Source organism: Serinibacter arcticus (genome assembly GCF_003121705.1).
GTDB lineage: Bacteria > Actinomycetota > Actinomycetes > Actinomycetales > Beutenbergiaceae > Litorihabitans.
In genome coordinates this window covers 116935-141877 of record NZ_PYHR01000002.1, presented here as the reverse complement: position 1 = coordinate 141877, position 24943 = coordinate 116935, and the positions used below count along the sequence as shown (strand labels likewise).

At 71.9% G+C, this 24943-nt stretch carries 23 protein-coding genes; 13 read left to right on the top strand and 10 right to left on the bottom strand.

All coding sequences use genetic code 11. From position 1 onward, the window contains the following. The first annotated feature begins 67 nt into the window (after positions 1 to 67). The 6 genes from C8046_RS00740 to C8046_RS00715 all read left to right on the top strand — a co-directional run bounded on the left by C8046_RS00740 (position 68) and on the right by C8046_RS00715 (position 7451). Positions 68 to 1933, top strand: coding sequence for a helicase HerA-like domain-containing protein (locus C8046_RS00740; RefSeq protein ID WP_109227846.1), 1866 nt, complete (start codon positions 68 to 70; stop codon positions 1931 to 1933). Positions 1934 to 2013: 80 nt separating this feature from the next. Continuing rightward, on the top strand, positions 2014 to 3594 hold the full coding sequence (gene argG / locus C8046_RS00735) for an argininosuccinate synthase (RefSeq protein WP_419183530.1): 1581 nt from the start codon (positions 2014 to 2016) through the stop codon (positions 3592 to 3594). A 27-nt stretch (positions 3595 to 3621) separates the two neighbouring features. Continuing rightward, positions 3622 to 4695 carry a siderophore ABC transporter substrate-binding protein gene (locus C8046_RS00730; RefSeq protein ID WP_235866013.1) on the top strand — a complete coding sequence of 358 codons (1074 nt, stop codon included), beginning with the start codon at positions 3622 to 3624 and terminating at the stop codon, positions 4693 to 4695. Then, positions 4692 to 5666 carry an ABC transporter permease gene (locus C8046_RS00725; RefSeq protein WP_109227844.1) on the top strand — a complete coding sequence of 325 codons (975 nt, stop codon included), beginning with the start codon at positions 4692 to 4694 and terminating at the stop codon, positions 5664 to 5666. Before C8046_RS00730 ends, C8046_RS00725 begins: the two co-directional genes overlap by 4 nt. Then, a complete protein-coding gene (locus C8046_RS00720) occupies positions 5659 to 6699 on the top strand; it encodes an iron chelate uptake ABC transporter family permease subunit (protein WP_109227843.1) in 1041 nt (346 codons plus the stop codon). Before C8046_RS00725 ends, C8046_RS00720 begins: the two co-directional genes overlap by 8 nt. Beyond that, positions 6696 to 7451 carry an ABC transporter ATP-binding protein gene (locus C8046_RS00715; RefSeq protein ID WP_109227842.1) on the top strand — a complete coding sequence of 252 codons (756 nt, stop codon included), beginning with the start codon at positions 6696 to 6698 and terminating at the stop codon, positions 7449 to 7451. Before C8046_RS00720 ends, C8046_RS00715 begins: the two co-directional genes overlap by 4 nt. Before the next feature lie 97 nt (positions 7452 to 7548). Here C8046_RS00715 and C8046_RS00710 read toward each other — a convergent pair whose 3' ends face one another. The 7 genes from C8046_RS00710 to C8046_RS00680 all read right to left on the bottom strand — a co-directional run bounded on the left by C8046_RS00710 (position 7549) and on the right by C8046_RS00680 (position 16205). After that, positions 7549 to 8220 (bottom strand): VOC family protein, encoded by a 672-nt coding sequence (locus tag C8046_RS00710; RefSeq protein WP_109227841.1) that lies wholly within the window; start codon positions 8218 to 8220, stop codon positions 7549 to 7551. Positions 8221 to 8269: 49 nt separating this feature from the next. Then, positions 8270 to 9568, bottom strand: a complete 1299-nt coding sequence (locus C8046_RS00705; protein WP_109227840.1) for a M20 family metallopeptidase — start codon at positions 9566 to 9568, stop codon at positions 8270 to 8272. Between the two features lie 85 nt (positions 9569 to 9653). Next, complete coding sequence (locus C8046_RS00700; protein WP_109230638.1) at positions 9654 to 10622, bottom strand: squalene cyclase; 969 nt, start codon at positions 10620 to 10622, stop codon at positions 9654 to 9656. A 172-nt stretch (positions 10623 to 10794) separates the two neighbouring features. Further along, entirely contained in the window at positions 10795 to 13743 is a 2949-nt protein-coding gene (gene leuS / locus C8046_RS00695) for a leucine--tRNA ligase (RefSeq protein WP_109227839.1), read from the bottom strand. A gap of 284 nt (positions 13744 to 14027) precedes the next feature. Beyond that, complete coding sequence (locus C8046_RS00690; protein ID WP_109227838.1) at positions 14028 to 14540, bottom strand: NAD(P)H-dependent oxidoreductase; 513 nt, start codon at positions 14538 to 14540, stop codon at positions 14028 to 14030. A 22-nt stretch (positions 14541 to 14562) separates the two neighbouring features. Then, positions 14563 to 15045, bottom strand: coding sequence for a MarR family winged helix-turn-helix transcriptional regulator (locus C8046_RS00685; RefSeq protein WP_109227837.1), 483 nt, complete (start codon positions 15043 to 15045; stop codon positions 14563 to 14565). Further along, a complete protein-coding gene (locus C8046_RS00680; RefSeq protein ID WP_109227836.1) occupies positions 15042 to 16205 on the bottom strand; it encodes an LLM class flavin-dependent oxidoreductase in 1164 nt (387 codons plus the stop codon). Before C8046_RS00680 ends, C8046_RS00685 begins: the two co-directional genes overlap by 4 nt. A 198-nt stretch (positions 16206 to 16403) precedes the next feature. Here C8046_RS00680 and C8046_RS00675 point away from each other — a divergent pair, with 198 nt between their 5' ends. Together C8046_RS00675 and C8046_RS00670 are read left to right on the top strand one after the other, a co-directional pair. Next, positions 16404 to 17375: a hypothetical protein gene (locus C8046_RS00675; RefSeq protein ID WP_109227835.1), complete on the top strand. Its 972-nt coding sequence runs from the start codon at positions 16404 to 16406 to the stop codon at positions 17373 to 17375. Positions 17376 to 17450: 75 nt separating this feature from the next. Continuing rightward, complete coding sequence (locus C8046_RS00670; RefSeq protein WP_109227834.1) at positions 17451 to 17897, top strand: Dps family protein; 447 nt, start codon at positions 17451 to 17453, stop codon at positions 17895 to 17897. Positions 17898 to 17936: 39 nt separating this feature from the next. Here C8046_RS00670 and C8046_RS00665 read toward each other — a convergent pair whose 3' ends face one another. Next, positions 17937 to 19790, bottom strand: a complete 1854-nt coding sequence (locus C8046_RS00665; RefSeq protein WP_158277094.1) for a metallophosphoesterase family protein — start codon at positions 19788 to 19790, stop codon at positions 17937 to 17939. Positions 19791 to 20054: 264 nt separating this feature from the next. Here C8046_RS00665 and C8046_RS00660 point away from each other — a divergent pair, with 264 nt between their 5' ends. After that, the gene (locus C8046_RS00660) at positions 20055 to 21500 is read left to right on the top strand and encodes a hemolysin family protein (RefSeq protein ID WP_109227832.1); all 1446 of its coding nucleotides are present in this window, start codon (positions 20055 to 20057) and stop codon (positions 21498 to 21500) included. Beyond that, the gene (locus C8046_RS00655; RefSeq protein ID WP_109227831.1) at positions 21497 to 22558 is read left to right on the top strand and encodes a hemolysin family protein; all 1062 of its coding nucleotides are present in this window, start codon (positions 21497 to 21499) and stop codon (positions 22556 to 22558) included. Before C8046_RS00660 ends, C8046_RS00655 begins: the two co-directional genes overlap by 4 nt. A 7-nt stretch (positions 22559 to 22565) precedes the next feature. Here the strand turns inward: C8046_RS00655 and C8046_RS00650 are convergent, their stop codons facing one another. Next, on the bottom strand, positions 22566 to 23015 hold the full coding sequence (locus C8046_RS00650) for a hypothetical protein (RefSeq protein WP_109227830.1): 450 nt from the start codon (positions 23013 to 23015) through the stop codon (positions 22566 to 22568). A gap of 128 nt (positions 23016 to 23143) precedes the next feature. On the opposite strand from C8046_RS00650, the gene C8046_RS17965 reads away from it, so the two are divergent. Together C8046_RS17965 and C8046_RS00645 are read left to right on the top strand one after the other, a co-directional pair. Then, positions 23144 to 23386, top strand: coding sequence for a hypothetical protein (locus C8046_RS17965; RefSeq protein ID WP_146197017.1), 243 nt, complete (start codon positions 23144 to 23146; stop codon positions 23384 to 23386). Positions 23387 to 23427: 41 nt separating this feature from the next. After that, positions 23428 to 23673, top strand: a complete 246-nt coding sequence (locus tag C8046_RS00645) for a hypothetical protein (protein ID WP_146197016.1) — start codon at positions 23428 to 23430, stop codon at positions 23671 to 23673. A 297-nt stretch (positions 23674 to 23970) separates the two neighbouring features. Here the strand turns inward: C8046_RS00645 and C8046_RS00635 are convergent, their stop codons facing one another. Further along, positions 23971 to 24480: a hypothetical protein gene (locus tag C8046_RS00635; RefSeq protein WP_109227827.1), complete on the bottom strand. Its 510-nt coding sequence runs from the start codon at positions 24478 to 24480 to the stop codon at positions 23971 to 23973. Between the two features lie 80 nt (positions 24481 to 24560). Between C8046_RS00635 and C8046_RS17960 the strand changes: the two genes are divergently transcribed. Further along, positions 24561 to 24902 (top strand): hypothetical protein, encoded by a 342-nt coding sequence (locus tag C8046_RS17960; RefSeq protein WP_146197015.1) that lies wholly within the window; start codon positions 24561 to 24563, stop codon positions 24900 to 24902. Positions 24903 to 24943 lie beyond the last annotated feature (41 nt).

The following is a 24943-nucleotide window of genomic DNA, read 5'->3' as shown; positions in this document are numbered from 1 at the left end:
AGCGGTTGGGGACAGTCCGGAGGGTGGGCTGGCCTAGGCTCACGACCAGTCGTGAAAGGACACCACCGTGACTGAGCCCGTCGCCCCCGATGCCGAGCTGGCCCGCCTGCGAGCCGAGGCCGCCCAGGCCGACGCCGATGCGGCGGCCGCGCGGGCCGTCGCCGCCCGTGCCGCCCTCGAGGCGGCGGAGGCTGCGGCCTCCGCCCGGCCCGAGGCCCCTGCCGCCGAGGCTCCCGTCCCGGAGCAAGCCGTGACGGCTACCCCCGAGCCGGCCCCCACCGACACCCCCACCCCGGCCTCCACCCTCACGGGCTACCCCGCGGACGTCGCCGCCGCCTACGCCTTCCCCGGCGGCTCCCTCCCGCTCGGCGCACTGCTGGTCGACGGCGAGCCCGAGCCCGCGGCCCAGGTCGCCTTCTCCCTCGGCATGCTCAACCGGCACGGCCTCGTGGCCGGCGCGACCGGCACCGGCAAGACCCGCACCCTCCAGGCGATGGCCGAGGGCCTGAGCGAGGCCGGCGTGCCGACCTTCGTCGCCGACGTCAAGGGCGACCTCACCGGGCTGCTCGCGCCGGGGACGTCCTCGGAGAAGCTGCTCGCCCGCACGGCGTCGCTGGGCCAGGACTGGTCGCCCACCACGTACCCGGTCGAGCTGTTCTCGCTCGGCGGGCTCGGGCACGGCACCCCCATCCGCACGACGGTCACCGACTTCGGGCCGCTGCTGCTGTCGAAGGTGCTGGGCCTGAACGAGACGCAGGAGTCGAGCCTCGGCCTGATCTTCCACTGGGCCGACCTCCAGGGCCTGGCGCTGCTCGACCTCAAGGACCTCCAGGCCACGATCGCCTTCCTCACCTCCGACGAGGGCAAGAGCGAGCTCAAGGGCATCGGCGGCGTCTCCGGCGCCACGGCCGGCGTGATCCTGCGCGAGATCGTCGCGCTGCAGGCCCAGGGCGCCGACGCCTTCTTCGGCGAGCCGGCCTTCGCCTCGAGCGACCTGCTGCGCACGGCCGCCGACGGCCGCGGCGTCATCTCCGCGCTCGAGCTCCCCGCCGTCGCCGACCGTCCCGCACTGTTCTCGACCTTCCTCATGTGGCTGCTGGCCGACCTCTTCTCGGAGCTGCCCGAGGTCGGGGACCTCGACAAGCCGCGCCTGGTGTTCTTCTTCGACGAGGCGCACCTGCTTTTCACCGACGCGTCCAAGGACTTCCTCACGCAGGTCACCCAGACGGTCCGCCTCATCCGTTCCAAGGGCGTCGGCATCGTGTTCGTCACGCAGACGCCCAAGGACGTGCCCGCCGACGTGCTGGCCCAGCTCGGCAACCGGGTGCAGCACGCGCTGCGCGCCTTCACGCCGCAGGACGCGGCCTCGCTGCGCGCCGCCGTCCGCACGTATCCCACCTCCTCCTACGACCTCGAGAAGCTGCTGACCTCACTGGGCACGGGCGAGGCGGTCGTCACGGTGATGTCGGAGAAGGGCGCCCCGACGCCGGTGGCGTGGACCCGGATCCGGGCCCCGCGCTCAGCCATGGACGTCGCCCCGGACGCGACGATCGCGCAGTCGATCGCGACGTCGGAGCTCGGCCCGCGCTACGCCGTCGCCGTCGACAACACCTCGGCCTACGAGATCCTGCAGCGGCGGGTCGCGCTGCAGGAGCAGGCGGAGGCCGCCGAGCAGGAGCGCATCGCCGCCGAGAAGGAGGCGCAGGTCCGCGCCGCCGCGGCGGAGAAGGAGGCCAAGGCGCGGGCCAAGGAGCTCGAGCAGATGCGCAGGGACCTCGAGCGACAGGCGAGGACCGACGCGAGCCGGACGCGGACGACTCGCTCGACGTCGTCCCGCTCCTCCGCCTCCCCGCTCGACAACTTCCTCAAGTCGGCCGGCACGCAGCTCGGCCGTGAGATCACCCGCTCGATCTTCGGGACGCGCCGCCGCTGACCTGCACCGCCACTCGACCGCGCGGCGCGCCCGCGAGCCGTGGTGCATGAGTATGCACTCGACCGTATACACTCGTCGTCATGTCCAAGGTCCTCACCTCCCTGCCCGCCGGCGAGCGCGTCGGCATCGCTTTCTCCGGCGGCCTCGACACCTCCGTCGCCGTCGCCTGGATGCGCGAGAAGGGTGCCGTCCCCTGCACGTACACCGCTGACATCGGTCAGTACGACGAGCCCGACATCTCCGGCGTCCCTGACCGCGCGAAGGCCTACGGGGCCGAGATCGCGCGCGCGATCGACTGCAAGCCCCAGCTCGTCGAGGAAGGCCTCGCCGCCATCCAGTGCGGCGCCTTCCACATCCGCAGCGGCGGCCGCTCGTACTTCAACACGACGGCGATCGGCCGCGCCGTCACCGGCACCCTGCTGGTGCGCGCGATGCACGAGGACGGCGTCGACATCTGGGGCGACGGCTCGACCTTCAAGGGCAACGACATCGAGCGGTTCTACCGCTACGGGCTGCTCGCCAACCCCGACCTGCGCATCTACAAGCCCTGGCTCGACGCCGCGTTCGTCACCGAGCTGGGCGGCCGCGCCGAGATGAGCCAGTGGCTCTCCGAGCGCGACCTGCCCTACCGGGACAGCAAGGAGAAGGCCTACTCCACCGACGCGAACATCTGGGGCGCGACGCACGAGGCCAAGACGCTCGAGCACCTGGACGTCTCGCTCGAGACCGTCGAGCCGATCATGGGCGTGAAGTTCTGGGACCCGAGCGTGGCGATCGAGTCCGAGGACGTCACCATCGCGTTCGAGCGCGGTCGCCCCGTCGCGATCAACGGCAACAGCTTCGGCTCCGATGCCGTCGCGCTCGTCCACGAGGCCAACACCATCGGCGGCCGGCACGGCCTCGGCATGTCCGACCAGATCGAGAACCGCATCATCGAGGCCAAGTCGCGCGGCATCTACGAGGCACCGGGCATGGCCCTGCTGTGGATCGCCTACGAGCGTCTCGTCAACGCCGTCCACAACGAGGACACCGTCGCGAACTACCACAACGAGGGCCGCCGCCTCGGGCGCCTCCTGTACGAGGGCCGCTGGCTCGACCCGCAGGCGCTCATGACGCGCGAGTCGATCCTGCGCTGGATCTCCTCGCTCGTCACGGGCCAGGTCACGCTGCGGCTGCGTCGCGGCGAGGACTACACGATCCTCGACACGCGCGGCGACCACTTCTCCTACCACCCCGACAAGCTGTCGATGGAGCGCACGGAGAACGCCGCGTTCGGCCCGACCGACCGCATCGGCCAGCTGACGATGCGCAACCTCGACATCGCCGACTCGCGCGGCAAGCTCGAGCTCTACGCCACGCAGCCGCTGGACCAGGGCCAGGTGCTCGTCGAGCACGGCACGCTGCTCGGCACCCTCCCCCGGGCGGCGTCGAGAAGATCACGAGCAGCTCGCGCGGCGACGACAAGGACGAGAGCGCCGTCGAGAGCGCGTCGTTCGACTTCGGCGCCGACTGACACCCCCGCCGCACCGCACGACCTCCAGGGCCGCACCGTCTCACCGACGGGGCGGCCCTGCGGCGTTCCCGCCGCGCCCGCCTGTGACTCACCTCACGCCGCCCGAGCACCGCCACGAGCGCTTCCTGACACCCGGTCAGATTGGTAAGGCTACGCTTACTTAGCATCCCCTGACTTGGAGACCCTCACCATGCGCTCAACCACCCCCGCCCGCCGTCTGCTGGCCGGAGCGGCCGTCCTCCCCCTCGCGCTCGCGCTCGCCGCGTGCGGTGCGAGCGAGGCCGCCGACCCGCCGTCGTCCGACTCCACCGCGACGTCCGGCGCGACCGACGACGCGACCGTGACCACCGACTCCGACGCCGCGGCCACCGGCACCGTCACGATCGAGGACAACCACGGCCAGCTCGAGGTTCCGGTGAACCCCGAGCGCGTCGTCGCCCTCGACAACCACGTCTTCAGCACGCTGTCGGCGTGGGACGTCGAGCTCGTCGCCGCCCCGAAGCCGATCATGGGCACGGGCATCTGGCCCGAGTACACCGAGAACGAGGCCGTGCTCGACGTCGGCTCCCACCGCGAGCCCAACCTCGAGAGCATCATCGCCGCCACCCCCGACCTGGTCATCGGCGGCTACCGCTTCCAGGAGAGCTACGACTCGATCGTGAGCCAGAACCCGGACGCCGTCGTCGTCGAGGCCCACCCGCGCGAGGGCGAGGAGATCTCCGACGAGCTCAAGCGTCAGATCGAGATCCTCGGGCAGATCTTCGACCGGGAGGACGAGGCGGCCGAGATCGTCGCCGACTACGACGACGCCGTCACCGCCGCCTCGGACGCCTACAACGGCACCGACACGGTCGTCGGCCTCATCACCTCCGGCGGCGAGATCGCCTACTCCGCCCCGGTGACCGGCCGCAGCCTCGGCATGCTCTTCCCGACGCTCGACCTGCAGCCCGCGATCGAGCAGGCCGCGGAGGACACCTCCCACGGCGACGACATCAGCGTCGAGGCCATCGCCGCCGCGGCGCCCGAGTGGATCATCGTGCTCGACCGCGACGGCTCCGGCGTCGGCGAGGGCGAGTACACCTCGGCGCAGGAGCTCATCAGTGGCTCCGCCGCGCTGGCCGACGTCCCCGCCGTCGCGAAGGACCAGGTCATCTACCTCGACCCGAACTTCTACCTCACCGAGGACATCCAGGCCTACACCGCGCTCTTCCAGCAGATCGCGGACGCCTTCGGCGCCAAGGCCGAGTGAGCCTGACCGCCCGCGTCGCCCCCACCACGTGGGGGCGGCGCGCCGCGCTGCCGATCGCCGTCGCCCTCACGCTCGCGCTCGTCGTCGCCTCGCTGTTCGTCGGCGTGTACGACCTGGCGAGCGAGGGCGGCGGGGCGATGTTCTGGATCACGCGGGTGCCGCGCACGCTCGCGCTCGTGCTCGCCGGGACCGCGATGGCGATGTCGGGCCTCGTGCTGCAGCTGCTCACCCAGAACCGGTTCGTCGAGCCGACCACCAGCGGCACCACCGAGTGGGCCGCGCTGGGCCTGCTGGTCTCGGTGATCTGGCTCCCGACGGCGTCGCTCACCACCCGGATGGTCATCTCCTCGGGAGCGGCCTTCGTCGGCACCCTCGTCTTCATGCTCGTGCTGCGCCGCGTCCAGGTCCGCTCGACGCTGGTCGTGCCGATCGTCGGCATCATGCTCGGCACGGTCGTCAGCTCGTTCACCACGCTGCTGGCTCTCTCGACGAACTACCTGCAGCTGCTGGGCACGTGGTTCATGGGCTCGTTCACCTCGGTGGTGCGCGGGCAGTACGAGGTGCTGTGGATCGTGGCCGTCGTCGTGGTGGCCGTCGCCGTCATGGCCGACCGGCTCACCGTCGCCGGGCTGGGCAAGGACGTCGCGACCAACGTCGGCCTCAGCTACGAGCGCGTCATGCTCACCGGCACGGGCCTGGTCGCGGTCGCCACCGGTGTCACCACCGTCGTCGTGGGCTTCCTGCCGTTCATCGGTCTGGTCGTGCCCAACATCGTCACGCTCGTGCGCGGCGACGACATGCGCAGCAACCTGCCGTGGGTCTGCCTCGGCGGCATCGCCCTCGTCACGGTCTGCGACATCCTCGGCCGCACCGTCCGGATGCCCTTCGAGGTGCCCGCGTCGATGGTGCTGGGCATCGTCGGCGCCGCCGTGTTCATCACGCTCGTGCTGCGGATGAGGCGTCGTGGCTGAGACGACGACCGCTCCCCCGCCGGGAGACGCAGCCCCGTCCTCGCGGGCCGCCCGCCCCCTGGCGCGCCGGCTGCGTTCCTCCTGGCCCGTGCTCCTGGTCGCGCTCGTCGGCCTGGCCAGCGCCGCCGGCATCGCGCTCTACGACATCCCGGTGCCGCCCGGCACCTCCGGCCACACGACCATCGTGATGATGCGCCTGACCTCCATCGTGACGGTGGTGATCGTCGGTTGCGCGCAGGGCCTGGCCACGCTGGTCTTCCAGACCGTCGCGGGCAACCGGATCCTCACGCCGTCGATCCTCGGGTTCGACGCGATGTACCGCGTGGTCCAGACCGCCGCGATCTTCCTGGGCGGTGCGGGCGCGCTCGCCGTCACCGGCAGCGCCGCGGCCTCGGCGGTGCAGACGGTCGTGATGGTCGTCTTCGCCACGGCCCTGTACGGCTGGTTGTTCTCCGGACGACGCGCGAACCTGCACCTGCTGCTGCTCGTGGGCGTCGTGCTCGGCATGGGCTTCGCCTCGCTCGCGACCTTCATGCAGCGTCTGCTCACCCCGAGCGAGTTCGACATCCTCACCGCTCGGCTGTTCGGCAACATCAGCGCGGCCGATCCCGACTACCTGCCCTGGGCGGGCGCCATCGTGGGCGTCGTCGCGATCGTGCTGTGGCGGCGTCGGCACGTGCTCGACGTCGTGGGGCTCGGCCGCCAGACCGCCACCAGCCTCGGGGTGTCCTACCAGCGCGAGGTCCTGCTCGTGCTGCTCCTGGTCGCCCTGCTCGTGGCGACGTCGGTGAGCCTGGTCGGACCGATGACCTTCCTCGGCTTCGTGGTCGCCCTGCTGACGTACCAGCTCGTCGGCTCGCACGAGCACTCACGCCTGATCCCGGTCGTGCTGCTGCTGGGGGCGACCACGCTCCTGCTCGCCTACTTCGTGCTGCGTCACGTCTTCTACGCCCAGGGGCTGGTGACCGTGATCATCGAGCTGATCGGCGGTTCCGTGTTCCTGATCCACCTCCTGCGGAAGGGGCTGCGGTGATCACCGTCTCCGAGCTGTCCAAGTCCTACGACGACACGGTCGCGCTCGCGGACGTCGACCTGACGATCCCGCGCGGCGGGGTCACCGCGCTGGTCGGTCCGAACGGCGCCGGGAAGTCGACGCTGCTGACCGCCATCGGCCGGCTGCTGCAGCCGGACTCCGGCCGGGTGGAGGTCGCGGGGCTCGACGTGCGCTCCACCAAGCCGCGGCAGCTCGCCCAGGTGCTGGCGATCCTCCGCCAGGAGAACCAGTTCACCGCCCGGCTCACCGTGCGCCAGCTCGTGAGCCTCGGCCGCTTCCCGCACTCCCAGGGACGGCTGACGGCCCGCGACGTCGAGTCGGTCGGGCACGCGCTGGAGTTCCTCGACCTGACCGCGCTGCAGCACCGCTTCATCGACGAGCTCTCGGGCGGGCAGCGTCAGCGCGCCTACGTGGCGATGGTGATTGCGCAGGAGACGGACTACCTGCTGCTCGACGAGCCCCTGAACAACCTCGACATGCGGCACGCCGTGGAGATGATGGCCCAGCTGCACGCCGCGGCGCGCGAGCTCGGACGCACGGTCGTGATCGTGGTGCACGACATCAACTTCGCCGCGCGGTACGCCGACCGCATCGTCGCGATGGCGGACGGCCGGGTGCGCCACGTCGGCACCCCGCGCGAGGTCATGACGCCGGAGATCCTCAGCGAGGTCTTCGGCACCCGGGTGGATGTGCTCGAGCACGACGGGAAGCCGCTCGCCGTCTACTGGTGAGCAGCTCCCCCGTCGAGAACGCCGGTGCCTGCCGTACCGGTCGCGATACGGCAGTCTCCGGCGTTCTCGGCGGGGGCGCCGTCGCGTACGAGGGTGGTCAGCGGAGCTCGACCGGGCCCTCCGGGCCGGCGACGGTCAGCACGAGCGCGAACGCGTCGGCCTGCACGACCTCGGTCTCCACGCCCAGGAGCGCGTACTTCTCCGTCAGCGCCGAGGCGTCCGGATGCTCCACGCGGACCGCGAGCAGCTCGAGGGTGGGGATGTCGCCCAGCCCGGGCTGCGCCGTCGTGCCCCAGTCGATGAGGAACGGGATCGCCGGGTCGGGATCCCGGCGCTCGCCGCGCGTGAGGCGCCACTCGAGCAGCTCGCCCGACGGAGTGCGGCGCGACAGCGGGAGGATCTCGCCGAGGTCGACGCCCGCGTCGGCAGCGCGCTGCGCCGTCGCCACGATGTCGCTCGGGTGGATCGCGAAGGTGGCGACGGCGGGGCCGGAGCGGTGCTTGATCGCGAACGTGTCGATCTCCCCGGCGGCGCGCTCGCCCTCGGGGTCGGGGCCGATGACCTCGAGGTAGTGCGGCACCCGCTCGCCGTCGATGGTGAAGGCGATCAGCGCGTTGGCGGTGCCGGTCGGGTGCTTGCCGCCCGGGGCGGCGCGCACCCCGGTGAGGCGCTCGACGGCGTCGATCGCGTCGGCGAGGACGGGGCCGGCGAACACGACGTGGTCGAGGTCGGCCGGGATGGTGCGGCGCTGCGTGGTGGTGTCGGACATGCGGGTCTCCTGGGGTGGGTGACGGGCGGGAGGGTGAGGTCGGGCGGGGTCAGCCGGCGGGCGGCGTCGGGAACGTCGGCCACGGGGCGAGCGGCACGAGGTCGCCCACCCGGATCGCTTCCCCGGCCGCGCGGAACTCGGCCCAGGCGGCCTCGCGCAGGTCCTCGTCCAGCAGGACGTCGGCGGCCGTCAGGGCGAGCGCGATCGAGGAGTCCACGATCGCGCGGTGACCGTCCGGTGTCTGGGTGGAGTCGGCGCGCTCTCGCGAGTGGCCCGGGATGTCGGGGTCGCCGATCGCGACCGACGGCTGGATCGTGGGCAGCAGGTGGCTGACGTTGCCGACGTCGGAGGAGCCGAGGCCCGCCCCGGTGTCCTCCTGCACCGCGAGGACCTCGCGACGCGGGGCCGAGTGGCGCACGAAGCGCTCGGCGAGCGTGGCGTTGATGCGCTGCGGCAGGTACACCGGCTCGCCGTCCCACGCGATGTCGACCTCGACGCCGGCGGCGATCGCGGCGCCTCGGAAGGCCGCCTCGACCTTGTCCGACAGCGCGAGCAGGCTCTCGACCGAGCGCGAGCGCAGGAAGTACTCCAGGACTGCGCGTTCGGGCACGATGTTGGGCCGGGTGCCCGCCTCGAGGAACACACCGTGCACCCGGTCGGTGGGGAGGATGTGCTGGCGGGACTGCGCGATGGACTGGTAGGCGGTCACGGCCGCGTCGAGCGCGTTGCGCCCCAGGTGCGGGTTGGCGGCGGCGTGCGCGGTGCGACCGCGGAACGTGGCGACCACCTGACGCTTGGCGTTCGACGGGCCCGCGGCGACGTCGACGCCACCGGGGTGCACCATCACGGAGGCGTCGAAGCCGTCGAAGGCGCCGGCCTGGATGAGCAGCTCCTTGCCGCCGCCACCCTCCTCGGCCGGGGTCCCGAGCAGCGTGACGCCGCCGGGCAGCGCCTCGGGGCCCTCGAAGAGCGGCGCGAGCGCGAGGAAGGCGCCGAGCGAGGAGGCCGCGATGACGTTGTGACCGCACCCGTGCCCGACGCCGGGGAGCGCGTCGTACTCGGCCGTGATGACGACCTGGGGACCGGACTCGCGCGTTCCTGCGCGGGCCGCGAACGCCGTCGGGATGCCGCCGGTGCCGCGCTCGATCTCGACGCCGGCGTGGGCCAGCTCGGAGGCGAACGCCTCGACCGAGCGGAACTCGCGGTAGCCGAGCTCGGGGTGCGCGTAGAGGTCGCTCGAGAACGCGGCCAGGCGCGGGGCGAGCTCGGCGACCCGGGCCTCGACCCTGGCGGTGACGGAGGTCGGGGTGGCGGCGGGCGAGTGGCCCGGTGAGGTGGTCGTCGTCATGCCTCGACGCTAGGCAGGGCGGTGACCCGCGACCAGAACGGCCACCGGAAGTCCACGCCTTGGGACGCGGGCAACCGAGGGGCGGTCACGCCTCGCGGGTGCCGGCGTCCCACCAGTCCAGGACGCGGGTCCCGATCAGGGTCAGCCAGGGGGACGGCTCCCCCGCCGGGACGTCGGTGTGGAACCAGACCGCCCCGGGGTCGCGCCGCTCCTGCAGCCAGGTGCCGTCAGGCCGGCGCGCGGCCCTGACCCGCGCCACGGCCTCGGCCGCCCGAGGATCGGGCGCCGCGCCGTCGTGCAGCGAGGCGGTGCGCAGGTGGTCGAGCTGCCCGAGCGCCGTCGCCACCCACAGGAACGGGTGGGCGATCCGGGTCACCCACGGGCCGACGAGCTCACCGGTCGAGGCCCGGTGCAGGAGATGGCGCTGGAGCAGGTACTCCTGGCCGCGCAGGCGCGAGGCTCGCAGCGCCGTCGACCCGGTGAGGAGCTCGTGCGCGAGCAGCCCGCGCACCACGTTGAGGGTCGAGTGGAAGGACGACCTCGTCGATCCCTCGACCCACTCACAGTTCCAGCCGCCGTCGGCGAGCTGGTGGGCCGGGAACCAGTCGGCGAGCTCGTCGACGTCGGTGCCCAGCCAGGCACCGTTCGCGAGGGTGAAGGCGTTGATGCAGCAATCGACCTCGCCGCCCCAGTAGGGCAGGTCGTCGTACTCCCAGCGGCTGCTGACCGCGAGCCGGTCCGCAGTGTCGCCCAGGGCGGCGGCCGGGACGCCCCACTCGCGCAGGAAGGTCAGGCTCCAGGTGGTGGCGGTCCAGGGCTGGGCGCCGGCAGCGTCGGGATCGCCCTCGGCGTCGATGACGACCTCGCCGTCCGTGTCAGCGGCCGGGAAGTACGCTCCGCCCGCCCACTGCCCGTCGTCGTCCTGGTGCGCGAGCAGCCGGGCGCCGAACCCCTCGGTCGCGGTGCGGGCGCGCGTGACCTCCCACACCGACGGCGGATCGCCGAGCAGATCCCGCTCGACCTGCCACCGCACGGCGGGGTCCCACGCGCTCATCCAGGCGACGACGTCGTCGCTCAGCTCCTGGTGCCGACTCACGCCCCCGAGGCTAGCGACCCGCGCAAGCCCCACGACGACCGCGAGACCGACGCGTGGCACGCGAGACCGATCCCGCGAGGGTCGGTCCCGCCTGCCACGCATCGGTCTCGGCGGAGACGCTCCGAGGTGGCTACGGGACGACGTTGACCAGCTTCGGCGCGCGGACGATCACCTTGCGCGGCGTCGCGCCGTCCAGGATGCGCTGGACGCCCGGCGTCGCCAGGGCGAGCGTCTCCAGCTCGGCCGGATCGACGTCGACGGGCACCTCGAGCCGATCGCGCACCTTGCCCGCGACCTGGACGATGCACGTCACCGTGTCCTCCACCAGCAGCGCGGCGTCCGCCGTCGGGAACGCGTGGTGCACGAGCGAGGTGGTGTGACCCAGCCGCTGCCACAGCTCCTCGGCGATGTGCGGGGCCACCGGCGCCGTCATCAGCACGAGCACCTCGGCGGCCTCGCGCGGCACCTCCGGCAGCGCCGTGAGGTGGTTGGTCAGCGTGATGAGCTTCGCGATCGCGGTGTTCGGACGCATCGCGGCGTACTCGACCGTGACGTCGGCGATCGTGCGGGCGACGGCCCTGCGGGTCTCCTCCGACCCCGCGCCGTCGACGACGACGACCTCGCCCGTGGTCTCGTCGACCACCGTGCGCCACAGGCGCTGCAGGAAGCGCTGGGCGCCGACGACGGCGCGCGTCTCCCACGCTCGCGACTGGTCCAGCGGACCCATCGACATCTCGTACACGCGGAACGTGTCGGCGCCGTAGGAGGCGTACATGTCGTCGGGCGTCACCATGTTCTTCAGCGACTTGCCCATCTTCCCGTACTCGCGGTTGACGGGCTCGCCGTTCCACGTGAACGTCGGCTCCGCTCCCCCGACGCCCGGATGCTCCACGACCTCGTCGGCGGTCACGTAGACACCGCGCGCGTCGGTGTAGGCGTACGCCTGGATGTAGCCCTGGTTGAAGAGCTTGTGGAACGGCTCGCGCGAGGTCACCACGCCCAGGTCGAACAGCACCTTGTGCCAGAACCGGGAGTACAGCAGGTGCAGCACGGCGTGCTCGACGCCGCCGACGTACAGGTCGACGCCGCCCGTGGTGCCGCGCGGACCGCCCGGCTGCGGGGACATCCAGTAGCGCTCGAGCTCCGGGGCGACGGCGAAGTCGACGTTGGTCGGGTCGAGGTAGCGCAGGTAGTACCAGCACGAGCCGGCCCAGTTCGGCATGGTGTTGGTGTCGCGGCGGTAGCTGCGCACGCCCTCGCCCAGGTCCAGCTCGACGGTGGACCACTCGGTGGCGCGTGACAGCGGCGACTCCGGCTCGGAGTCGGCGTCGTCGACCGCGAACGTGCGCGGCGAGAAGTCCGCCACCTCGGGCAGGGCCACCGGCAGCATCGACTCAGGCACCGGGATGACGCGGCCGTCCTCGGCGTCGTAGACGACGGGGAACGGCTCGCCCCAGTAGCGCTGGCGGCTGAACAGCCAGTCGCGCAGACGGTAGGTGGTGGTGCCGCGTCCCTCGCCCTTGGCCTCGAGCCACTCGATGATGGCGTGCTTGGCCTCGGCCACGGCCAGGCCGTCCAGCGAGACCGATGCGTTGGCGGACGCGACAGCGACGCCGTCACCCGTCCACGCGGCCTCGGTCACGCCGTCGGGCGCCCCGGAGACGACCTCGCGGATCGGCAGGTCGTACGCGGTCGCGAACGCGTGGTCGCGTGTGTCGTGGCCGGGGACCGCCATGATCGCGCCGGTCCCGTAGCCCATGAGCACGTAGTCGGCGACGAAGATCGGCAGCGGCTCGCCGTTGACCGGGTTGGTGGCGTAGCCGCCGGTGAAGACACCGGTCTTGGCGCCGGCGTCGGCCTGGCGCTCCTCGGCCGTCTTGGCGGCGGCGGTGGCGACGTAGGCGCGCACGGCCTCGGCGGGCGTGGCGGCGCCGCCCGTCCAGGTCGCGCTCACGCCGTCGTCCCACACCGGGTCACCGGTCAGGAGCTCCTCGACCAGCGGGTGCTCGGGGGCCAGCACCACGTAGGTGGCGCCGAACAGCGTGTCGGGACGCGTGGTGAAGACGGTGAGCTTCTCGCTCGCGCCGGCGACGTCGAAGTCCACGAACGCGCCCTCGGAGCGGCCGATCCAGTGCCGCTGCATCGACTTGACCTTCTCGGGCCAGTCCAGCTCGTCCAGGTCGGCGACCAGGCGGTCGGCGTAGGCGGTGATCCGCATGACCCACTGGCGCAGGTTGCGCTTGAAGACCGGGAAGTTGCCGCGCTCGGAGCGTCCGTCGGCCGTGACCTCCTCGTTCGCGAGCACGGTGCCCAGACCGGGGCACCAGTTGACCGGCACGTCGGCGACGAACGCCAGGCGGTAGCTCGCCAGGACGTCCTCGCGCTCGCGCGGCGTCAGGTCGTCCCAGTCGCGACCGGCGAAGGCGCCCGGCAGCTCGCGCCCGCCGGAGGCGAAGGAGTCGACCAGCTCGCTGACCGGGCGGGCGGCGCCGGCGCTGCCGTCGGGCGCCGTCGCCTCGGGGTCGAACCAGGAGTGGAAGATCTGCAGGAAGATCCACTGCGTCCAGCGCACGAACTCGGGGTCCGTGGTGGCGAAGCTGCGGCTGTCGTCGTGACCCAGGCCCAGGCGGCGCAGCTGGCGGCGCATGACGGCGATGTTCTGCTCGGTGGTGATCGCCGGGTGCTGGCCGGTCTGGACGGCGTACTGCTCGGCCGGCAGGCCGAAGGCGTCGTAGCCCAGCGCGTGCAGCACGTTCTTCCCGCGCATGCGCTCGAACCGGCCGGTGACGTCGGTGGCGATGTAGCCGAGCGGGTGCCCGACGTGCAGGCCCTTGCCGGAGGGGTACGGGAACATGTCCATGACGAAGAAGGACTCGCCGGGGACGGCGCTGCCGGCGGTCTCGTCGTCGTCGCCCGGGTTGGGCGTGACGTAGGCGCCCTCGGCCTGCCAGCGCTCCTGCCACGCGAGCTCGATGTCGTTCGCCAGCGCCGGGGTGTATCGGAACGGCGGGACGTCGGTGGCAGCGGTCTGCCCGGTCGTGTCGGCGGCGTGCGCGACCTGCTCAGCCTGCTCAGTCATGGGCCTGTCCTTCGGTGGGGCGTCGGGGCAAAAAGAGACCTCCCGCGAGGTGGGGAGGTAGCCGCGCTGGTGCGGCGCCCGCTCGTGGGAGCGAGGCGCCCGCTGGAGTCAGCGCGGCTGGGTAAGGAGGTCCCGACGAGTCATGTGCCCATCCTACCGACCGGGGGGTCGGCGGCCCGCCGGTTCGCCAGAAACCCCTCGCCGGTGGTGCAGAAGCCCCTCGCCGGTGGTGCAGAAACCCCTCGCCGGTGTGCGCAAACCCCTCGCCGGTGGTGGGGGCGGCGTCAGCGGGCGACGGCGTCCGCGAGCTCCCGGGCGCTGCGCGCGACCCGGGCCGCGAGCTCGGGCACCGGGCGCGAGCCGAGGACGAGATCCTCCGGCACGGCGACGATCGTCGTCGGCAGCGTGAGCGCCCCGAAGTAGGACAGCAGCGGGCGCAGCGCGTGCTCGGTCACGAGCGTGTGCCGCACCGTGCCCGACGTCGCCGCGAGCACCGTCGGGATCCCGCGCAGGGAACCGGGCTCGAGCAGGTCGAGCACCGTCTTGAACACCCCGGCGTAGGAGCCGCGGAACACCGGCGAGGCGACGATCAGCCCGTCGGCCTGCTCGAGCGTCCGCAGCGCCGCGTCCAGGTGCGGCTCGCGCAGGCCGCCGATCGTCTCGGCGGTCGCGGCGAGCGCCACGTCCCGCACCTCGACGACCTGCGTCTCGACATCGTGCCCCGCTTCGCGCAGCAGCGCGGCCGTCGCGTCCAGCACGAGTCCGACCACCGTCGTCGTGCTCGACGGCGCGCCCACGCCCCGGAGAGTGCCACCAGCATCATCGTGCGTCCTTCGTCGTCGCGTCGGTCGTCGTGCTCGGACCGGTCGAGTTGGCGGCCCTGACCTTGCGCAGGAGCGCGGCGAGCGTGCGCACCTCCGCGTCGTCGAGACCGGCCGACATCGCCTCGGTGATGCTGCGGACGTGCCGGCGGGCGACGTCGCGCTGCACGGCTCGGCCGGCGTCGGTGAGCCGGACGAGCACCCCCCGGCCGTCGTCGGGCGTCGGGCAGCGGCTGACGAGCTCCCGCCGCTCCAGACGCTCGACGATGCGGCTCATGCTCGGCTGCGGGAGCGAGGACGACTGGGCGAGCTGTCCGAGCCGCGCCTCGTCGCCGTCGGACTCTGCCAGGGACAGCAGCACGTCGTACTCGCGCGGCGCGAGGTCGCCGAAGTCGCCCTGCGTCTCGTAGCGCCGCATCAGCAGCGTCGAGGTGCGCAGCAGCTCGCTCCAGGCGCGGGTGGCGGCGGCGCGGCTGGTCACCGGCCCCCCACCAGCGCGCCGTCCACCAGCCCGGGGGTGAGCTGCGCGTCGTCGTCGGCCGTCTCGACGACGTCGGTCGCCGTCGCGGCCTCGCGCGCCGCGACGCGGTCGGCGTGCGTCGGACCACCGGGCACGTCGGCCGGACGCAGCGCGTCCAGCTCCCGGCGCAGCACCGGGATGACCTCGGAGCCGAGCAGGTCGAGCTGCTCGAGCACCGTCGCGAGCGGGAGGCCCGCGTGGTCGATGAGGAACATCTGACGCTGGTAGTCCCCGAACGTCTCGCGGAAGGTCAGCGTCTTGTCGATGACCTCCTGCGGCGACCCGACCGTCAGCGGCGTCATGTCGGTGAAGTCCTCGAGGCTCGGGCCGTTGCCGTAGACCGGCGCGTTGTCGAAGTACGGACGGAACTCGCGCACGGCGTCCTGGGAGTTCTTGCGCAAGAAGACCTGGCCGCCGAGGCCGACGATCGCCTGGTCGGCGCGGCCGTGGCCGTAGTGCTCGTAGCGCTCGCGGTAGAGCCCGATGAGCTGGGCGAAGTGCTCCTTCGGCCAGAAGATGTGGTTCGCGAAGAAGCCGTCGCCGTAGTACGCGGCCAGCTCCGCGATCTGCGGGGTGCGGATCGAGCCGTGCCAGACGAAGGGGGCGACGCCGTCGAGCGGCCGCGGGGTGGAGGTGAACCCCTGCAGCGGCGTGCGGAACCGGCCCTCCCAGCTCACGGTGTGGTTGTCCCACAGCTCGCGCAGCAGCTGGTAGTTCTCGATCGTCAGCGGCAGCGCGTTGCGACCGTCCTGGCCGAACCACGGGTAGACGGGCGCGGTGTTGCCGCGACCGAGCATGAGGTCCATCCGACCGTCCGACAGGTGTTGCAGCATCGCGTAGTCCTCGGCGATCTTCACCGGGTCGTTCGTGGTGATGAGCGTCGTCGAGGTCGACAGGATGATCCGCGACGTCTGGGCCGCGAGGTAGCCGAGCATGGTGGTGGGCGAGCTCGGCACGAAAGGCTCGTTGTGGTGCTCCCCCGTGGCGAAGACGTCGAGCCCGACGTCCTCGGCGTGCTTGGCGATCGTCATCATCGCCTTGATCCGCTCGCCCTCGGTCGGCGTGCGTCCCGTGGTCGGGTCGGTGGTGACGTCGCCGACCGTGAAGATCCCGAACTGCATCCCGCTCATCGTCTGCTCCTCGACTGCTCAGATTCATGCATCTGCATGGACTGTAGCGGACAACGGGCACGTCGCAGGAACTATTCCCGGGCCCCCCGACAGCGAGTTCGTCGGGGCACGCCGACCCGCACCGCTCGAGGGATTGCGGCGGCTCCCCCGAGGCGACTAGCGTCCGACTCCCCACGCCAGGAGCGCGCCATGCCCGCCTCTTCCCTCCGGCACCGTCCCCACTCGGCGCCGCACGCCGTCGGCCTTCTCCTCGCGGTCCTCGCGCTGACGGTCGCCTGCACGGGCGTTCCGGCCGCACCGGACCCGACGGACGGGACGGGGTCGGCCACCGTCGACGCCGGTGCAACGCCGGATCCGCCGTCGCCCAGCACCGACACCGCCTCACCCGCCCCCGCCTCCGCCCCCGCGACGCCGACGCCCGAGGCGCCCGACCCCGCCGCGATCCGGACGGTCGACGTCACGTCCCTGCCGTGGCAGTGGTTCGAGAACCACCACACGACGCAGCCCGTCGACCTGGGCGCGCCCGACGACGTCGGTCGCACCTACACCGTCGGCGAGCCGATCTACTCCGACGCCGACGGTGACGGGCTGGAGGACCTCGCCGTCCCGATCGCCCAGACCGACGGGAACGGCTACCGGGAGCAGTGGCACATCTGGCTCGCGGTGGCAGACGGCGAGCCGCTCCAGGTGATCGCCCCCATCGCCTCCACCTCACGGTGCGGCGACGCGATCACCGCCGTCGAGCCCACCGCCGGCGGCTTCGCGGTGCGAGAGCTCCTGCGGGAGCCGATCATCGACGACCACCTGGACTGCGCCACCCCCGGCACGTTCGCCGTCGACCGGGGCGTCGCCGTCACGCACGACGGCGAGCTGACCTACCCGGTCGACCTCGCCGACCCCCGCGGCTGGGGCGGGGTGTGCCCGAGCCTGCCGCGCACGGAGACCGGCGTCGTGACGGTCTGGGCGGCCGCGGGGCCCGACGTCCGCGCGAGCCTCACGATCGACGGCGAGGACCTGTTCGTCGCCGCGACCCACCCGCACGCGCTGACGGAGGGGACGGAGCCGATGGTGCTGGTCGCGGTGTGGCCGCCCGACGGGTCCTACCTCGACCGCCTGTGCGTGTGGGTGGACCCGGACCGGTTGACCGGCGCCGGGGAGTAGCCGCCTCCCCGTCCGGAACACCCGGAGGCCCGGCACGGTTGACCCAGGTACCGTCCCCGTCCCTCAGGAGGAAGCATGTCGACGACGCCCAGCCCCGAGATCGTCACCACGAGCCTGCAGCAGGCCCTGGTCGACCTCATCGACCTCTCGCTCCAGGCCAAGCAGGCGCACTGGAACGTGTACGGCCCGCAGTTCCGCGCCCTCCACCTGCAGCTCGACGACGTCACCGCGATCCTGCGCACCGCGTCCGACGACGTCGCCGAGCGGCTCGTCGCCGTCGGAGGCGTGCCTGACGGCCGCGCCTCCGCCGTCGTCGCCTCCTCGACGGTCGAGAGCTACGAGGCCGGCGCCGTCGCGACCGACAAGGTCGTCGCACAGTTCGAGGAGCGCCTGACCGCCGCGGCCACCCGCATCCGCGACGAGCTGCCCGAGCTCGAGAGCGACCTACCCTCGCAGGACCTGCTCACGGGCATCGCGTTCCAGCTGGAGAAGCAGGCCTGGATGTTCCGCGCCTCGCGCTGACCCGCCAGCACCCGCCGGTCCGGTCGCCGGTCGGTCTCCTCAGGAGCCCGCCGGCGACAGGTCCGCATCGACGCTCTCGAGCGGCATCTCGGGGAACGCCTCCCACGGGGTGAGCGTCACGCTCTGGTCCGTCGCGATGCGGACCTCGCGCAGCGCCGTCGGACGCTTGTTTGCCCGGTCGTACTGCAGCACCGCGATCGTCGCGGTCGCCGGCAGCTCGCCCAGCGTGAGGTTCCCCGACGTCGCGCCGCCGCTCGAGGCCATCCCGTAGAACAGCCCCAGCCCCTGCTGGAACGGCCCGACGCGCCGGTGCAGGTGGCCGGAGAGCTCCAGCACGATGCAGCCCGAGGGCATGATGCGATTCCCGACGTAGGGGTCGTGGATCGCGAGGATGTCGACGCGTGAGCCGGGGTCGTCGGGGTCGACGCCGGCGCACGCCGCCTGCGTCACCTTCTCGGCCGCCTCGCCCTTCGTCAGGAACTCCCGCTTGCCGAGCGTGACGGACGTCAGGCGCGGGTCGCGGTCGCCCACGATGCGCAGCCCCTCGACCTCCACGACTCCGCCGTCCAGGACGGTCCAGCCGTGCCCGCGCTCCTGATCGCCGGTGAGCATCGAGTCGTGGTTGCCGTCCGCGACGACGACGGGGAAGTCCGTCAGCTCGTTCGCGATCGCGTCGACGCAGATCGACTCCGGGCCCGAACCCCCCATCGTGGTGTCCCCCAGGTTGAGCACGAGGTCGGCCTCCGACAGCTGCGCGACCGCGCCCATCACTCGACCCATGCCCGTGTTGCAGTGGTTGTCCGAGATGAGCATCACCGTGACGACGTCGGGGTCGAGCTCGTCCACCGGCGCCCGGGTGGGCGTGCGGGTCGGGGTGGGGGTGCGGGTCGGGTCGGACCCACGGGTCGGCTCGTCGGTGGAGTCGGAGCCGTTCTCGGCGTCGGCGTCCGCACCGGGCTCGTCGGTCGCGTCGCCCGTCGCAGCGTCGCCGTCGCCGTCCACGTCGCCGGCGGCCGCGTCCTCCTCGACCTCGGTGTCGTCCTCCGGCACCGCGACGACGAGGGGTCGCAGCGGCCGGTTCGGCTCGAGCGGCTCGTCGTCGGCGGCGTACGCGTCCCGCACGTTCTGCGCGACGACGTCGTAGTAGCTCTGCGTGCTGCGCACCGTCTGGATCGCCCGCTCGCCGTAGGTGTCCACGAGCGCGGCCAGCCGGCCCGTGACCCGGGCCCCGTCCATCACCCCGCCGAGGTCGGCGAGCACCTGCGAGGGGCGCCCCTCCTCCTCCGGGCGCTCGACGACGCCGGCGACCGGCACGCCGATCACCGCCAGCGCCGTCACGGCCACCAGAGGCGCGACACCGCGGCGACGCAGCTTGTCCCGCAGCTCGGCGCGCAGCAGCCCGCCCGCGGCCAGCTGCCCGGTGGCGATCACCACGAGCGCGATCGACCACAGCAGGATCGTGCGGGCGACGGCGTCGGACACCAGCGCCCACACCGCCGTCGCGACGGCGGTCTGGGGCTGGGAGAAGAACGCCGCGTACGCCTCGACGTCGCCGCCGAGCGCGTCGAGCGGGTTCTCGACCTCCGTCAGGCTGGCCGGGATCTCGCCCACGTCCACCTGCACGCCGATGGGCCACGGCGCGGGCGAGTCCACCAGCAGCTTGCCCAGCGGTCCGAGGTCGACGGCGACCTGGTGGGTGAGCGTGATCTCCAGGTCGGCCTCGTGCGGACCGACCGACCCCTCGGCGCTGGCCGTGAAGACGCCGATCACGAGCGCGACGACCCCGGTGAGCAGGACGACCACGGTCTGGCGCACGGTGCGGCGGGTGAGCGGCCGCAACCCGTTCCACCAGCGGGTCAACGGGCGGGGACGGGGCTGCGCTGAGGTCGACATCCCCTCCATTGTGACGCGTGACCCCCGCGCCGGCACGCGTCTCGTGGACGGCTTCCGACCACCCCCTGGCGTGCCGGGGGCCGTACCGTATCCTGACTGCCGGGTCGGCCGTCTCGGCGATCCCTCGACACCCCGCACCACCCGGACGGAGACAATGCGCGCTTCCAGCGCCGGCGACCATACCGCCGCCCCCGCTCTACACGTCGTCGACACCGACACGGAGGGCGACAGTCCGTCGCCTCACCCTGGAAGGGGTGAGGCAGCATGACCGAGATACTCCTGCTCGTCCTCGCCATGATCCTGGTGGCTGCCTGCGGCGGCTTCGTGGCGGCCGAGTTCGCCTTCATCACCGTAGGCCGCGCCCAGGTCGAGGCCGCAGCGGCCGGCGGTGACAAGCGCTCGCAGGGCGTCCTCGCGGCGCTGCGCACGCTCTCGACCCAGCTCTCCGGAGCCCAGGTCGGGATCACCGTCACCAATCTCGCGATCGGCTTCCTCGCCGAGCCCGCCATCTCCTCGCTCGTCCGACCCGGTCTGGTCGACCTCGGCCTGTCCGAGTCGGCGGTCACGACGACGTCGGTCACCATCGGCCTCGTGATCGCCACCGTCGTGACGATGGTGTTCGGCGAGCTCGTCCCGAAGAATCTCGCCATCGCCCGCCCGCTGGCCACCGCCCGCGCCGTCGCCGGCTTCCAGCGGGGCTTCACCAAGTCCGTCGCCTGGCCGATCCGGGCCTTCAACGGCACGGCCAACGCCATCCTGCGCTCGGTGGGCATCGAGCCGCAGGAGGAGCTCGCCTCGGCCCGATCGGCCGAGGAGCTCTCCGCGCTCGTCAAGCACTCCGCCAAGCGCGGCACGCTCGCGCTGGACACCGCCGAGCTCGTCGAGCGCTCCCTCGCGTTCGGCGACCGTCGCGCCCGCGACGCGATGACGCCGCGCTCGCGCGTCATCGCGCTCGACTCGACCGACACGGTCGCCGAGCTGGTGGAGCGAGCCCGCACCAGCGGCCACTCGCGCTTCCCCGTCCTGGACACGGTCGAGGACGAGGAGGGGCACGACGAGACCCACGTCCGCGGCGTCGCGCACATCCGCAGCGTCCTCGCGGTCCCCTACCCCGAGCGCCCCACGACGCTCATCGGCGACTTCCTCCAGCCGGCGATCGTCTGTCCCGACTCCATGCCGCTCGACGAGCTGATGGACGACCTGCGGGCCGGCGGCCTGCAGATGGCCGTCCTCATCGACGAGTTCGACTCGATCGCCGGTCTCGTCACGCTCGAGGACCTGGTCGAGGAGATCGTCGGCGAGGTCCGCGACGAGCACGACGAGGACGAGCACGAGGCCGTCGAGGACCTCGACGGCGCCTGGACCCTCCCCGGGCTCATGCGCACCGACGAGGCGAGCGAGATCCTCGACGTCGCGGTCCCCGACGACGACGCGTGGGACACGCTCGGCGGTCTCGTCACCGCGACGCTCGAGCGCTTCCCCGACGTCGGTGACGTCGCCCTCGTGGAGACCGACCACGTCGCCGGCGTCGACGAGCGCACGGTCCGGCTCGAGGTGCTCGAGCTGGACGGGCGCCGCGTCGAGCTGCTCAGGGTCACGGTGCTGGACGCGGACGACCCCGACTCCCTCCAGAACCGAGAAGCGGCCGGCGCCCATCCGGACGCCCCGACCGCTGACACCGGCTCCGACACCGAGGAGGTCGAGCGATGAGCGACCTCGCCGGCATCGGCCTCACGGTCGTCCTGCTGATCCTCAACGCGTTCTTCGTCGGCGCGGAGTTCGCGCTGATCTCGGCGCGCCGCACCAAGATCGAGCCCGAGGCGGCCGAGGGCCGCATCGTCGCCCGCATCACCCTCTACGCCATGGAGCACGTCTCGCTGATGATGGCGGGCGCCCAGCTCGGCATCACGATCTGCTCGCTCGCGCTCGGCTCGATCAGCGAGCCCGCGATCGCGCACCTCATCGAGGTGCCGGCCGCCGCGCTCGGCGTGCCCGAGGCGTGGCTGCACCCGGTCGCGCTCGTGATCGCGCTGTCGCTGGTGACCTACCTGCACGTCGTCTTCGGCGAGATGGTCCCGAAGAACATCGCGCTCGCCGGCCCCGACCGGATGGCCAAGTCGCTCTCTCCGCTGCTGGTCACGATCGTGTTCGTGCTCTACCCGGTGCTGTGGCTGCTCAACGGCATCGCGAACATCTGCCTGCGCCTGATCCGCGTGACCCCGAAGAACGAGGTCACCAGCGCGTTCACGCGTGACGAGGTGGCCGGCCTGGTCGAGGAGTCGCACGAGGGCGGGCTCATCGAGCTGAACGACGAGAAGCTCCTGCTGGGTGCGCTCCAGTTCGCCGAGCGCGACGTCACGTCGGTCCTGCTCCCGATGACCCAGGTGCGCACCCTCTCCCCCGAGGTCACGCTCGAGGCCGCCGAGGCGGCGTCGGTGCAGGGCTTCTCACGCTTCCCCGTGCAGGCCGCGGACGGAACGCTCACCGGCTACGTCCACATCAAGGACCTCCTGACGGCGGACGAGCACCAGCGTCGCCAGCCGATCCCGGCGTCGCTCGTGCGGGTCCTCCCCCGGGTGGCCCCGAGCGACTCGCTGCGCGAGGTGATGGCCGCGATGCAGCGCACGAGCAGCCACCTGGCTGCCGTGCACGACGCCGACGGCCCGACCCCGGACCTGCCGCTCGGCATCGTGACCCTGGAGGACGTGCTGGAGGAGCTCGTCGGAGAGATCCGCGACGACTCCCGTCGACTGGCCAGCCGCGCCTGATTCAGATTCAGGACATTGCGCTCGCGGCACCGAGCGCTTCTGCGGACCAGGCACCCTCGCGACTGCTTCCAGATGCGGTGAAGCCGATGGCGGTGACGTTGTCGCCGGCGACCGGCAGATCGCTGTCCTGACCGCACCGTTGATCCTCGAACGTCTGGATCTCGGTCTGCACGGTGTCGCTCTCCGGCTCGCTCGTGACGTGGACGGCGAAGTCCAGCGTGCCCTCACCGAAGCACGAGACTCGGACGCCGTCGACACTTGTCGGTGACAGGAACGTCAGACTGACGGTGGACCCACGACCGACGCCGGCGTCCACGGGCGACGTCAGTCCCGAACCGCTACCGAGGGAGTTCGCGGCTGCCGGTCGCCTCTCGCGATCGTCGAGCCAGGTCTGAAGCTCCTCGGGCGTCGCGCGCTCAGGCGTGGAGCACGCCGCAAGCGTCAGTACCAGAGGCACGACCCAACCTCGACGAGCGGCGATCGTCCGAGCTCCCATCAGCACACACCAACGACGCCCGGGCACACGGTTCCGCACGCTCCGGCGCCTCTCGCGTCCGGACTGACGGCTCGTTGTTAGTTTGGAGGATGACCAGCCACTCCGAGGACGACGGCCGACACCACATCACGCCACATTCCTGGCAGGGCAGGACGATGCTCGGATACGCGCTCGGTGACCACTCGAGCGACGATGCTCGGGTCGAGGGGGACGAACCGGGTCCGGCCCAGCACGGCGGCTCGATCGTGATCCGGGCGCGAACCTGGTACCTCCTGGGGACAGGTGCGGTGATCGTGCTCGGTGTGGTCCTCGCGATCGTGGTGTCCAGCTGATGGGGAAGCGGTCATCGCGTCTGTCCAGACGCGCCGAGCTCGTGATCGGCTCGCTGTTCATCGTCGCCGGCGTGATGTTCTTCACCGCCAGCGAAGCGTTCGACTGGCCGGGACTCTCCACCGTGCCGGCAATCTTCCTCGGAGGCATCGGCCTCTCCTTCCTCGGCGCGGCACGGCGGAGACGCCAGCAGGCTGAGCTACCGCCCCAGCGACGGATGGACGGCAGCTACGAGGACGCTCCTCGCGAGCAGGCGGAACGCAACGAGGACGGGCGCGAGACGAGGTGACAGCTCGGCGCATCCGCCTCGTCCGCCGTCGTGGACGCTGACCCCGCAGGGCTCTTCCTCGGTGGCCCCACCGTTGACCAGGACTGGCGTCGACAGGGCATCGCCACCACCCTCACCGACGCCCGCGGCACGGATCGCACAGCCCGCAGAGCAGACGTACTACGTCGTGAACGCGACCAACGACGCCTCCGTCAACCTGCACCGACGCCCTCCTTCGTCGAGAGGTCATGGACGCACCCGGTGGCGCGTAACCAGGGGTGGGAGCAGCGGGGTGGTCGGGGAGGAAGGAGAGCAGGTTCAGGGCGATGAATCGAGCGATACGTCGTAGTCGATCAGCACGTCGTACTTGGACTCGACGTCTTCGGAGAGCAGGAACCACGGGGAGGAGACGGCCACGTCATACCGGTGGTCAGGGTTCTCCAGTCGGATGTACTCCAGAGGGTGAAACCCGAAGACGCGGAGCGTGACCGAGGATCCCGGCGCGCTCGCCATGATCGTGATGCGTCCATAAGGGTCGTCTGGTTCCGCCGGTTCGACGGTGGTCAGGTGCAGGCCGCACCGAGTGATGGTCGCGGCCAGCCGTTCGGCGGTGACCGCCGGTCCGTCGATGCGGCCGACGACCTCACACCGCATCGTGCGCGGCGGGTCGTCGTTCCAGCCGTCACGGTCTTCCAGGGAAGCCTCGATGGACGAGCCCGTTGCACCGATGGCGGTGGCGATCTGGCGCATGACTCGTTGCGCGACCACGATCACTTCGGCGCGTGCAGCGAGGACCGGTACTAGGCCGCTGGGTTCCTCGAGGATCATGCGGGAAACCTACCCTCGCGGACCGCTCCCTGACTGGCCACGAACGATCGTTCTCGGAGACGGTGTGCGACCGTCGTTGCATGCGTGAAGCCCCCATGCCGTCTGCCCCGTCCGAACAGGTGCTGCTACGCGAGCGCCTGGAGTGCAGGCTCGCCGAGTGGGGCGTTCCGTACCGGCACGTCGATCAGCACTCGGCATCGCCGGACGGCCGCCGCGTGATCGTGGGCTGGGGCACGCACATCGACCGTGGATCCGACCGACGACCGATCGTGGTCTGGTTCGACGGCCTCGATCTCGACGTGGCCATCTATGGCGATCGCCGACGCTCCGAGTACCACGAGTGGCACGACCTGAGCTCCATCGCCGTCGTGCTGGACGAGGTGGAAGCCGTCGTCGTCGAGCTGCTGCGACGCGCGCAGTAGCGACGCCTTCGTTCGGAGACGACCGTCCTCAGCCGCGACTC